General features: G+C 37.1%; 9 protein-coding genes. 2 read left to right on the plus strand and 7 right to left on the minus strand.

All coding sequences use genetic code 11. From position 1 onward, the window contains the following. Positions 1-252: 252 nt before the first annotated feature. From cysK to HMPREF9075_RS02165, 7 genes are all read right to left on the minus strand, one after another. Complete coding sequence (gene cysK / locus HMPREF9075_RS02135) at positions 253-1,161, minus strand: cysteine synthase A (RefSeq protein ID WP_009414851.1); 909 nt, start codon at positions 1,159-1,161, stop codon at positions 253-255. 83 nt (positions 1,162-1,244) lie between these two features. Then, positions 1,245-2,078, minus strand: coding sequence for a serine O-acetyltransferase (locus tag HMPREF9075_RS02140; protein ID WP_009414852.1), 834 nt, complete (start codon positions 2,076-2,078; stop codon positions 1,245-1,247). A 265-nt stretch (positions 2,079-2,343) separates the two neighbouring features. Continuing rightward, positions 2,344-3,837, minus strand: coding sequence for a glutamate--tRNA ligase (gene gltX / locus HMPREF9075_RS02145; protein ID WP_009414853.1), 1,494 nt, complete (start codon positions 3,835-3,837; stop codon positions 2,344-2,346). A 2-nt stretch (positions 3,838-3,839) separates the two neighbouring features. Beyond that, positions 3,840-4,505, minus strand: a complete 666-nt coding sequence (locus HMPREF9075_RS02150; protein WP_009414854.1) for a hypothetical protein — start codon at positions 4,503-4,505, stop codon at positions 3,840-3,842. 34 nt (positions 4,506-4,539) lie between these two features. Next, positions 4,540-4,899, minus strand: a complete 360-nt coding sequence (locus HMPREF9075_RS02155; protein ID WP_009414855.1) for a YraN family protein — start codon at positions 4,897-4,899, stop codon at positions 4,540-4,542. 63 nt (positions 4,900-4,962) lie between these two features. Next, entirely contained in the window at positions 4,963-6,585 is a 1,623-nt protein-coding gene (locus HMPREF9075_RS02160) for a DUF4139 domain-containing protein (protein ID WP_009414856.1), read from the minus strand. A gap of 256 nt (positions 6,586-6,841) precedes the next feature. Continuing rightward, the gene (locus HMPREF9075_RS02165; RefSeq protein WP_009414857.1) at positions 6,842-8,404 is read right to left on the minus strand and encodes a flotillin family protein; all 1,563 of its coding nucleotides are present in this window, start codon (positions 8,402-8,404) and stop codon (positions 6,842-6,844) included. A 324-nt stretch (positions 8,405-8,728) separates the two neighbouring features. Between HMPREF9075_RS02165 and HMPREF9075_RS02170 the strand changes: the two genes are divergently transcribed. Next, positions 8,729-11,431 carry an AsmA family protein gene (locus tag HMPREF9075_RS02170; protein ID WP_009414858.1) on the plus strand — a complete coding sequence of 901 codons (2,703 nt, stop codon included), beginning with the start codon at positions 8,729-8,731 and terminating at the stop codon, positions 11,429-11,431. A gap of 16 nt (positions 11,432-11,447) precedes the next feature. Beyond that, on the plus strand, positions 11,448-12,194 hold the full coding sequence (gene gpmA, locus HMPREF9075_RS02175; protein WP_034556555.1) for a 2,3-diphosphoglycerate-dependent phosphoglycerate mutase: 747 nt from the start codon (positions 11,448-11,450) through the stop codon (positions 12,192-12,194). The last annotated feature ends 52 nt before the right edge of the window (positions 12,195-12,246 follow it).

Here is a 12,246-nt window from a genome sequence, read left to right on the forward strand (position 1 = left end):
AGGTACGGCGTTTTTTTAATTCTCCAAATTTTTTACCACTTTTTTTTCAAGTTTTTTTACTCATTATTTTTAAATGATTGAAAATCAGTAATTAATATATAAAAGATTTTTTAGATTTATGAGGCACTTTGGTAGAAAAATAGAATAATTGGAGAGATATGAGGATTATAAAAATACAAAAAAGCAGTCAAGATGTATTCCTAACTGCTTTTTTCTAATCGCTAATATTTAATTTCTAATTGTCATATATCATTAATAAAGTCCTTCTACAGACCAATATCTCTCTCCTGTATCGTAATTTATAGTCAGAATACGAGCTTTAGGATTTTTTTCTAATACCTTACTTACAGCAGCCAAAGCAGCTCCTGTAGAGATACCTGCCAAAATACCTTCTTCTTTAGCCAAACGGCGTGCAAACTCGTAAGCTTCTTCTTTTGAAATAGGAAGCACCTCATCTACTACCGAAGCATCGTAGTTATCAGGAATAAAGCCTGTACCTAATCCTTGCAAAGCGTGTGGACCTGGTTTGCCACCGCTTAATACAGCAGATTGGTCGGGTTCTACGGCTATAGTTTTCAAGTTGGGGAAGTGTTGTTTTAGCACCTTAGATACCCCTGAAATATGACCACCAGTACCTACTCCTGTTACAAAATAGTCAAATCCTTCAGGAAAAGATTTTAAAATCTCCTGAGCTGTGGTGCGTTCGTGTACTGCAGGGTTTGCAGGATTTTGGAATTGTTGAGGCACCCAATAATTAGGTTTGCCTTCTGCAATTTCCAATGCCTTAGCTACAGCACCTCCTGTTCCTTTCTCTTTAGGAGTAAGCACTACTTCAGCACCATATGCAGCCACCAATTTGCGGCGTTCAATGCTCATTGATTCAGGCATTACTACTATCAATTTATATCCTTTTACGGCAGCTACCAAAGCCAAGCCTACTCCTGTATTACCTGAAGTTGGCTCTACTATTACGCTATCTTTGTTCAAGATACCTTTAGCCTCTGCATCTTCCACCATTGCAAGTGCAATACGATCTTTGATGCTCCCCCCAGGGTTCAAACGCTCCAATTTAATAAACACGTTGGCATTTTCGCCAAACAATCTGTTGATCTTTACTTCGGGAGTATTCCCAATGATCTCTAAAACATTTTTGTACGCCATTATTATAATTATTTATTTGTTACTATTTTATTATATTTAGTGCTTAGCAGTTATACAATCTAAATCCTTAACGCCTAAACTCCTTAAATTACAAAGTTTATAGGCTCTTCATACACTTCATTATCTTTCACTATTATCTGACTTTTGTGAAAAACTTTTGTAAAGGGTTCAATACTATTAGTTAGCCACACATTTCCACCAATCACACTATCGTGTCCTATCACAGTATCTCCTCCTAAGATGGTTGCTCCTGAGTAAATCACTACATTATCTTCAATGGTAGGGTGTCGTTTTGTATGAGCCTTATCTACTGATACCGACAATGCACCTAATGTAACCCCCTGATATACCTTCACGTAATTGCCAATTACAGTCGTTTCGCCAATCACAATTCCTGTACCGTGATCTATCATAAAAGGATTACCTATTACTGCCGCAGGGTGAATATCAATCCCAGTTCTGCTATGTGCCAACTCTGATAGAATACGCGGTAGCAACGGTACTTTTCGCAACCATAACTGATGAGCAATCCGATACACCATTATAGCAAAGAAGCCTGGGTAAGTAACTTGTACCTCACGTACTGAGGTGGCTGCAGGGTCGCTATCTATATAAAAGATAGCATCTCCTTTGAGTTGCTCATAAATATCAGGTAAGATACTATTGTAATAACCTTCTATTTCCTCTTTAGAGTGCTCTTCACCTACAAAATCACTCACTATATTTACAAAATCACAGCATAATTCGTCATATCGTACTTCTAAGCTTGCTTTTGAGCGACACGAACGTTCATCAATCAAAAATAAATACTCAAAAAGCGACTCAATAAAAGTAGTGATACGCTGTTTCCCAATATGATGTTTTATTGTTTTACTTTCCTCGTAAAGAGTCGTAATAAATGATTTTCGTAAATTCATATAAGCTAAAAAACTAAACACCTCACTACTAAAGCAGTGAGGTGTCCGTTGTATTAATTCAAAAAATATCTATAACTATGCTATATTTTCAACAACAACTGATGCCGCACTGCTTTTATCAAGCATGCAACACATCATCATAGCCGTTGTATTTAAAATATATAAAATCATCTTTCTTCTTTATTTCGGGCGCAAAGTTACGAATTATTTTTTAATATCCAAATAAAAATCAAAAAAATTACATCAAATTTGAAAAAAATATTTTCTACCCTAAAATTCTAAACAATCGGTTCACTGTTTCCTCTTTTCCTATTACTTCCATAATATCAAAAATATCAGGACCTTTCAATTCTCCTACCAAAGCCAATCGCAACACGGGCATCACTTGTCCTAAGCCCAATTTCTTATCCGCAATATACTGTTTTACAATCCCTTCCAAGCCACGAGCTTCAAAGTCGGTTGCATTTCTAAGCAATGCTGCCACTTCTTCAACAATTAGTGGTGATTGTTCTTTCCACTGCTTCTTCATTGCCTTCTCGTCATACTGTGTAGGTGCTTCAAAGAAGAATTTACCTAACTCCCAAAAATCATTCACAAAAGTAGCACGTTCTTTTAATAAGCCTACTATTTTCTGTAGTGTAGAGGTTGCTACCTCTATTCCTCTATTCTTTAAAAGCTCACCAAAAAGTACTGCCAGCTCATCATTTCCTTTTTGTTGTAGATATTGATGATTAAACCATTTTATTTTTTCAGGGTCAAAACGCGCTCCTGCTTTATGAACTTTTTCCAAGTCGAATAAAGCAATAAGTTCGCTGATTGAGAATATTTCTTGGTCATTACCTGGGTTCCAGCCTAAAAGTGCTAAAAAGTTAATAAGAGCTTCAGGAAAATACCCTTCTCCGCTAAATCCTTTGAGTGTTTCTCCGTTTTCAGTCCAATCCATTGGAAAAACAGGGAATCCTAATTTAATACCATCACGCTTGCTCAGCTTGCCATTACCTACAGGTTTCAAGATAAGCGGAAGATGTGCAAATTGAGGAGCTTCCCAACCAAAAGCACGGTATAACAATAGGTGCAAAGGCATTGAGGGCAACCATTCTTCCCCCCTGATAACGTGTGTAATTTCCATTAAGTGGTCATCTACAATATTTGCCAAGTGGTAAGTAGGCATTCCATCACTTTTGAAAAGCACCTTATCATCAAGAGTATTGGTATTGATAACCACCTCGCCCCTAATCATATCGTTCATTTTTAACACCTCATTATCAGGCATTTTAAAGCGAACTACATATTCATTGCCTGCAGCCAAGTAGCGTTGTACTTCATCAGAAGGCAAAACCAAAGAGTTTTTCAAAGTAGCCCTTGTAGCCCAATTATAAATAAAAGTTTCGCCTTTAGCTTCAGCTGCTTTCCTTAGTATATCAAGTTCTTCGGCAGTATCAAAAGCATAATAAGCCCAACCATTGGCAATGAGTTGTTCAGCATACTGACGGTAAAGCGGTTTTCGCTCACTTTGTCTGTAGGGAGCGTGTTTGCCTCCTTTGCCTACCCCCTCATCATAAGTTAACCCCAACCAATTTAGCGAGTTGATAATATATTCCTCAGCACCTTCTACATATCTGTTTTGGTCGGTATCTTCAATTCGCAACAAGAATTCACCCTTGTGTTTTTTAGCAAACAGATAATTAAACAAAGCAGTGCGCACACCACCAATATGCAATGCCCCAGTTGGACTTGGAGCAAATCGTACTCTTACCATTTTTATTTTAATAATTTTAAATTTTTAATCACATTAAAAGCTACCTTTTCTTGTTCTTCGGGAATGATGAATGTAAATTCATTAGTAGTTGAAATCACCTCATTAAGCCTAACGCCTTCCCACGCTAAGCGCTGAAAAATAAAGTAATAAATTCCTGATACCATAGTATCTTCCATAGGGAGACGTACACTTATAGCTGTTAAATTAGTAAACTTATGCAAGCATTGTTCATTTTTAAAAACTTTTTCTACCAAGTTTTCTATATCGCTGCTTACAATAAGGCTGGTTTCCTCTACCCCTTTTGTCCAAGCGTAGTATGCACCTGCATTTTCCTGCAATAGCTGTAACAATTCTGCTTGACAGTTCATTAGTGTTTGCGAAGCTGAAAAAGTATAATCCGTCAGTTCAGTGCGTACTATAGGGTTATCAATATTTTTCAGAATCTTTACAAAGCGATGGGTATCGCGGAACTCCATATCAACAGCCAATCGCTTCAGAGCCATTACAATAGCCCCTGTTTTCACCTCACGTGCAAAGTGATTGCGCTGTATATCCTCTTGAATAATACGTGCTAGCGCAGTGAGGTTTATGATCCCCTGCGAGAGTGAAGTTTGCAAAAAGGGCTTTTTTTTGATGTAATTTTCTACAGCCGAAGCGATTGTTTTCATTTTATATTAGTACCTAAAATTGAGTTTTTAAATCTTAAAAAGGATAAAAAGCGTCCTCTATATAGTTGATTGAAAACTCCACACTATTTTTTACAATAGAGACAATGTCAAACTGTACCTCTACATCAAGGTTTTTGCGTAATATATAATTATTAGCCGCCTTTACTATAAGGTCTATTTTCTGCTGATTTACAAAACTTTCTGGTTCGCCATAAGCACTAGAAGTTCTTGTTTTCACTTCTACAATATGTATTATATTACCTTTTTGTGAGATAATATCAATTTCAGCGTGCCCATACCTAAAGTTTTGTTCCAAGATAGTATGTCCGTTTTCAACTAAAAAATTTACAGCATCTTGTTCTCCTTCTTTTCCCAAATCATTATGCAATGCCATAGTTACTATTTTTTTAAATCTGCGGCAAAATTATATTTTTTATTTCAATTATCAAATTTTTACTTAAAGGTTCTCTATTACTTCGCTCTTAGGGTATTTCACCTTATAGCTAAGTCGGTATTTTTTACTTTCACCTGCTTTGAGAGTTGTATTCCAAGTAAGGATACCTGTTTCGGTATTCACTTCAGCTTTTGAATCTTCCAATAGTTCTACTTGTATTTTTTCATTGGTACTAATAGGGTATTGATCTTTTAATTTTAGGTTGATAGTTTCCTTTTTATTGTTCTTTATAGTGATTTCATAGGTAAAAGTCTGCTCTTTATAGCTTGAAATGAATTTAGTTTCAGATTTATCGGCTATTTTTTCGCGTTTTATGCTTATTTTCTTATCGTTGCCCATAGTAAGTTGCATACTTTCGGTAGTTTGATTGGGCGAAATCATTGTTTTACCTACATACATATCTTCAAAGATAATATTTGCTTCGCCATTGAGCAGGTTGTATTGCGAATAATCATCAATTGAGGCTACAAGATAAACTCCATTATCTACACGAGGTGCAGAGTAGTACTCGTATTTGGCTTTAATTTTGAGCTCTTTGAGTGCCACACTATATTCTCTACCATTAGAAAGGATATCATAGGGGGTAGTGATTTCAAAAGAAGTATTGAGTTGATTTTCACTCACATCGGTATAGTCATTCATTGTAGCTTCTACCATTTCTTCTTTTGCTACATCTTTTACATCTGCTACTCTCATTTCGGCTGCTGCAAAAGTATTGGAACGGCGGTAGGCGTTGATTTCCATAGTTTCTGCACTATAGCGATTGCCAAAGCGCAAGAACCAAGCTTTAAGCAAGGTAATTTCATTGCGTACATTAGGGTTTCCACTAGAAAGAGTCAGTTTGATATTTTTCCAATCTACTCCTGTAGTTTGGTAAATTTCACCTTTGTAAAGCAAACTTAGGGGGCTATTGATATCATTGGCACGGAGCTCGTAAAAAGGGAACCAACCTGCAAGAGGCGTAACATAACTGAGAGAAAAGTCGGCTTTTTGAGGTGTATCGCTCATTACTTGCAGTACAATTTTACCTTTAGAGAGTGTTTTTTCTTTGCTTACATCGCCTTTGAGATGTTGTTCTAATTCATACCGAAGTGTACGTAATTTATTTTGTTTTTCGGTGTAAGCATCAGCTTTATCAAGTGAAGCTAGCATTTCTTCTTTAGAATAGTTGATAAACTTAGTATATTCAGCTATATTTAAGGCTGTACCATTGCCTAAAACCTTTTTATTTTCTTTAATTAACTCCACTATTTGCTTTTCGGCAGCTATTTGATTGGAAAGTTTATCAATTTGCAAAGTAAGTAGCTCTATACTATCTTTAATTTGTTTGCTTTTTGGGTGTGAATTGTCTTTATCGGTATAGGTATCGGTAGTAAATTGTGCTGAGAGGACTGTTACACTTTTAGGAGCCAAAATACGGATAGTATTCTCATCGATGTTATTCGCTATGTTTTTAATGACAATTTCGTTAGTACCTTTATTGAGGTTGGCACTAAGGCTATGAGCCAATTCGGCAGAGCTGAAATAAACGGTTACAGCATTGAGTTTGGCATTGGTAATTTGAGCTTTTTGAGCCCAAATAAGGGGTGTAAATATTAGTAGGAATGATGTTATAAGATGTTTCATTATATATTTTTTTATAATTTTTATAGTATAATTAGAGGAAAAAAGAATTTACCCCTACAATAAGTGATTATCTATAAAGAGCCTGTCCGAAAAGTTTGGTTTCGTGAGGGCGATTTGCCAATCGCCCCTACAAATGTGAATAAAAGTGATTGATTATCAGAGTAATTAACTTTGGCAAACTCTGAAAGTTTGCCAAAGTGTGTGGCGTAATCGTGCTTTTAAAACTTTTCGGACACCCTCTGGTGCCGTTGTATTTTTATTTTGTATTTGTTTCTTCTGTATCTTGTATTTCCGGTTTATTTTCTTGTGTTTTATTATTAGCAAGATAGGTAGGAAGGTTAAGTCCTGCCATATTGAATAAATCATTGAGTGGTGGTACAGTTTTCATCATACCAGATACAAAATTAGCAGTAGAATTGTTACCGTCTTCGCCTTTACCAGAATCCCAAACAGTGATTTTGTCAATCTTAATATTCTTAACAGCTTCCACTTGGGTTTTAACCAATTCGGGTAGTTTTTCAATCAATAGCAATTGGAAGGCTTTGGTAGGGTCGCCACCAGCAGCACCCACCACATCTTTATACCCTTCAGCTTGCTTGGTAAGGATTTGGAAGAGACCCTTTGCTTCGGCTTCCATTTTAGCATAGATAGCATCTGCTTCCCCTTTAGCTTTTTCGCGTAGGCGTTCGGCTTCGGCTTGCGCTTCGATAATGGCGCGTTGCTTGTTGATTTCGGCAGGGACGATAATATTAGCTACTTGGGTAGCACGCTCACGATCAGAACGAGCTGATTCGGCTTTTTGTTCAGCTGAATAAGCTTCTTCAAGGGCTTTAGCTTGTTGTACTTTTTCGGCAGAGATAGCAATACGCAATGATTCAGCTTCTTTTTCACGGCGTAAGGCTTCGGAGTTGGCAATAGCGATTTTAGCTTCGTTTTCCCCTTTGATAGCTACTGCATTGGCTTCAGATATTTTGATACGGCTATCGCGGTCGGCTTCAGCTTTACCTATAGATTCAAATTTTTTAGCCTCGGCAATCCCTACTGTTTCATCTTTTTTGGCTTCGGCTATGCTAATTTCTTTATCTTTTTGTGTAATAGCGATTTTTACATCTCTATCACGATGTGTTTCGGCTATTTGGGTATCTTTCTCACGGTCGGCGAGGGCTTTACCTGTTTCTCCTATTTTTTCTTGTTCAGCTACGCTAATTTTAGCTTCGTTGATAGCTTTAGCAGCTGCTTCTTTACCAAGAGCTTCGATATAACCAGATTCGTCTTTGATGTCGGTAACGTTTACGTTGATGAGTTTAAGACCGATTTTTTTGAGTTCGCTATCAACGTTTTTGGAGATATTATCGAGAAATTTATCGCGGTCGGAGTTGATTTCTTCGATGGTCATTGTAGCGATAACCAAACGCAACTGTCCGAAGAGGATATCTTTGGCGAGCTCTTGAATTTGTTCGGGAGAAATACCTAAAAGTCGCTCGGCAGCAGCGTTCATATTTTCGGGTTCGGTAGAGATTGCTATAGTAAAACGGCAAGGCACGTCTACGCGAATATTTTGGCGGCTAAGGGCATTGGTAAGGTTTGCTTCGATAGAAAGAGGACGGAGGTCTAAGTAAGCAAAGTCTTGAATTACAGGCCATACGAAAGCGCCTCCTCCGTGAATACATTTTGCAGAAGAGCCTCCTGTTTTACCATAAATAACAAGGATTTTGTCGGAAGGGCAACGTTTGTATCGAGCCACTAAAGACGAAATAGTTACAAAAATGACGATTGCGAGAATCACAACCAACCCAATGGGTGAAGTAAATGCGTCCATAGAAATAATGTTTAATGTTTTTTAATGTTTCTTTAATTGCGCACAAAGGTATTAATATTTTTTTTGATTTGCAAATTTTGGTAAGGATTTTTTTGTTCAATTTATCCTTCGTCACATACTCGGCTGCGCCAGCTCGCCGACTTTCCTTCGGTGCGAGCCGCACAGGCTTTTATCCTTCGCTCAACCTTCGCTTATCCTTCGCTTATCCTTCGCTGAGAAGAATTTTGAATTTTGAATTGGCGCATAAAAGTTTTTTGAAAAAATTATTGTTGTTTTTAAAATATTTAGTATCTTTGCAGCAACAAAATTTAATTGAAAAAATCAATGAAAATAGTAAAAAAAATACTAAAATGGGGAGGGATAACCCTACTGCTACTCATCGCTCTAATGGTGGCTATACCTTACTTCTTCAAGGATACTATCAAAGAAAAAGTGATTGCTATTGCTAATGAAAACCTTAAAGCTACTATTTCACTTCAAGATGTGGATATTAGCTTGTTTAAGAATTTTCCTAAGGCACAGGTTACACTCTCGGATTTTGTACTTGCGAACAAAGAACCTTTTGTAGGGGATACTCTTTTTGCTGCTAAACATTTAGATGTGAGCTTGAGTATAAGCGACCTTATTAGTGGTAACTATAACTTATTGGGAGCTAATGTGAAAGATGCTTCGGTGTACGTGCATATGAACCAAGAGGGGAAAGGTAACTTTGATATTACTATTCCATCGGAAACTCCTGAAGAAGAATCTACTCCTATAAAACTGGATATTCAATCATATAATGTTGAAAATCTGAAATTTACTTTCAGAATGGAAGATAAGGAGGGGGATATTTTTATGGAAATTGACGATATTTACCACAGCGGAAAAGGAAATTTTGCTCAAGAGGTACTTGACTTGGACACTCAAACAAAGGCTAATGTTACTTTTGCTATGGGTAAGAGTACTTTTATGAAACGTATTCCTATTACTTTACAAGCTCTTTTAGGAATTGACCTCAAAGAGCAAAAATATACTTTTAAAGAAAATAAGGCTACTATCAATCAGCTGGATTTGGTGTTTAATGGGTTTATACAGCTATTGGACGATGGACAACGTTATGACTTGACTTTTAGTACGCCTACAAATACTTTCCAAAACTTTTTAGCTCTTATTCCTGAAGAATACACCAAAAGCCTTGAGGGGGTAAAAACTACGGGTGACCTCACTCTGAAAGGTTTTGCTAAAGGGGATATGGTAGGGGATAAAATACCTACTTTTGGGATAGAAATGTATGCTGATAATGCTTCGGTAAAATACCCTATGCTACCTAAAACTGTGCGCAACATTAGTATAGACTTAAAAGTGGATAACGCTACAGGGATAATGAACGATACGAAAGTGAACTTGAACAAGTTTGCGATGACTATTGATGAAGACCAGTTTTCGGCACGTGCTAAAGTGAGCAATGTGATTGCTAATCCGTATGTAGATTTGGCTGCTAAAGGGTCTATTAACTTGGCAAACTTATCGCAAGCATACCCTATTGCTTTAGACAAAAAATTTGAGGGAAAACTGAAGGCTGATTTGGCTTTGCAATTGGATATGAAATCGGTAGAGACGAATAACTATCAGAATATAAAAGCACAAGGTGATTTGTCGTTAGCAAAATTTATGTATGCAGGTGAGGAATTTGTAAAGCCTTTTCATATAGAGAACTTGCAACTGAAGTTTAACCCTTCGCACATAGGTCTCTCTACATTTGACGCTCATACTGGGGATAGTGATTTGCACCTTGACGGTACTATAGATAACCTTTACGGTTTCTTATTCAAGAAAGAAACGCTGAAAGGTAACTTCAATATGTTATCTAACAAACTGGCAGTGAGTGACTTTATGCAACCTACTACTGAAAACACTACACCTGCTAAGGAAGAGAAAAAAGAGGAAACAAAAACTACAGCTGCAACTAATAACAATACGGCTTCGGCTATAAAAGTGCCTGCTTTTTTAGACTGTACGCTGAATGCAAAGGCTAAAACGGTGCTTTACGACAATTTGAACTTGAGTAATATTTCGGGAAAACTTATCATTAAAGATGAAAAGGTTACTTTGGAACACCTAAAAACAGATGTTTTTGACGGTAATATAGGTATTGCTGGGGGGGTATCTACCAAAGGTGATGTACCTACTTTTGACGTAAATTTGAACCTTAATAAACTAAACATTGTTGAGGCTTTCTCGAAGATATCAATGCTTGAAAAGATTGCTCCTATAGCAAAAGTATTACAAGGGAAAATCAATACAATTATTAACGTAAAAGGTAAATTGAATAATGACCTTACTCCTGATTTGAATAGTATTTCGGGTAATTTGTTTGGTTCGCTTGCAGATTCAAAAATTGATACAAAAGCCTCTCCTCTACTCTCGTCTTTAAACGAACAATTTACGGGGTTGAATCTTGCTAATTTCAATCTGAACAATGTGAAAGCGGGATTGGATTTTGAAGATGGTAAAGTAAAAATTAAACCTTTTACTATAAAATACAAAGATGTAGCAGTGGAAGTGGCTGGTATGCATGGGTTTGACCAAGTAATGAACTACAATCTAACTTTCAATGTGCCCCCACAAATGTTGGGCAAAGAGGCTGAAAATTTATTGGCAAAGCTAACACCTGAAAACCAAAAGAAAATCACAAATTTACCTGTAGTGGCTACTGTAGGTGGTACTTTTAATAAGCCTGAAGTAAAGACAGACATTAAGACAGTAGTAAAAGATTTGGCAACACAGATAGCTAAAAATCAAATAAATAACCTTGCAAACAAAGGTACAGATGCCTTGAAAGATGCGATTGCTTCTAAAACAAATTCGGGCACAGCGGCTGATGTTATCAACGTAGTGGATGGGCTGAAGAAGAACAAAGATAGTACAATTACTAAGGTGAAAGAAGACCTTAAAGAAAAAGCCAAAGAGGAAGCTAAAAAAGAGGCTAAAAAACAGTTGGGCAACTTTTTGAAAGGCTTAGGCGGCGGTGATAAAAAAGAATAATAAAACAGAACATATTATGTATAAAGTAGTACTTTTACGCCACGGACAAAGTGAATGGAACAAATTGAATCTATTCACTGGATGGCAAGATGTAGATTTAACAGAACAAGGTGTGCAAGAGGCACGCGAAGCAGGACGTGTAATGAAAGAAGAGGGGTTCAAATTTGATGTTGCCTACACTTCGGTACTGAAACGCGCTATTAAAACGCTAAACAACGCCTTGGAAACTATGGGTGACCTTTGGGTACCTACTCACAAAAGCTGGAGACTTAACGAAAAGAGTTATGGTGCTTTACAAGGGCTTAATAAGGCTGAAACGGCTGCAAAATACGGTGAAGACCAAGTACTTTTGTGGAGACGCTCATACGATGTGCAACCTCCATTGTTGGAAAAGAGTGACGAACGCCACCCTTCACACGACCGCCGTTACAACAACTTAACTGACGAAGAAAAAACAGCAGGTGAAAGCCTCAAGGATTGCTACGACCGTATGTTGCCACTTTGGTTCAGTGAGATTGCTCCTGACATAAAAGCTGGCAAAAGTGTGATTATTGCAGCTCACGGTAATAGCTTGCGCTCATTGGTACAATATTTAGACAGTATGAGTGAGGCTGATATTTTGAAACTAAATATTCCTACAGGAGTGCCATTAGTTTATGAGCTTGATGCTGATTTGAAACCTATTAAACATTACTATTTGGGTGATCAGGAGGCTATTGCTGCAGCAATTAACAGCGTAGCTAATCAGGGTAAAAAACAATAAGTTGTAACGATTGCTAAATATAATAAAAAGGGGCTGTCCTTAAAAGTTTAGT

The organism is Capnocytophaga sp. oral taxon 332 str. F0381 (assembly GCF_000318275.2).
Classification (GTDB): domain Bacteria; phylum Bacteroidota; class Bacteroidia; order Flavobacteriales; family Flavobacteriaceae; genus Capnocytophaga; species Capnocytophaga bilenii.

What these genes read in the sequence shown, in the direction of transcription:
- cysK (WP_009414851.1), bottom strand. Translation starts at nt 1,161, where the DNA reads ATGGCGTACAAAAATGTTTTAGAGATCATTGGGAATACTCCCGAAGTA.
- HMPREF9075_RS02140 (WP_009414852.1), bottom strand. Translation starts at nt 2,078, where the DNA reads ATGAATTTACGAAAATCATTTATTACGACTCTTTACGAGGAAAGTAAA.
- gltX (WP_009414853.1), bottom strand. Translation starts at nt 3,837, where the DNA reads ATGGTAAGAGTACGATTTGCTCCAAGTCCAACTGGGGCATTGCATATT.
- HMPREF9075_RS02150 (WP_009414854.1), bottom strand. Translation starts at nt 4,505, where the DNA reads ATGAAAACAATCGCTTCGGCTGTAGAAAATTACATCAAAAAAAAGCCC.
- HMPREF9075_RS02155 (WP_009414855.1), bottom strand. Translation starts at nt 4,899, where the DNA reads ATGGCATTGCATAATGATTTGGGAAAAGAAGGAGAACAAGATGCTGTA.
- HMPREF9075_RS02160 (WP_009414856.1), bottom strand. Translation starts at nt 6,585, where the DNA reads ATGAAACATCTTATAACATCATTCCTACTAATATTTACACCCCTTATT.
- HMPREF9075_RS02165 (WP_009414857.1), bottom strand. Translation starts at nt 8,404, where the DNA reads ATGGACGCATTTACTTCACCCATTGGGTTGGTTGTGATTCTCGCAATC.
- HMPREF9075_RS02170 (WP_009414858.1), top strand. Translation starts at nt 8,729, where the DNA reads ATGAAAATAGTAAAAAAAATACTAAAATGGGGAGGGATAACCCTACTG.
- gpmA (WP_034556555.1), top strand. Translation starts at nt 11,448, where the DNA reads ATGTATAAAGTAGTACTTTTACGCCACGGACAAAGTGAATGGAACAAA.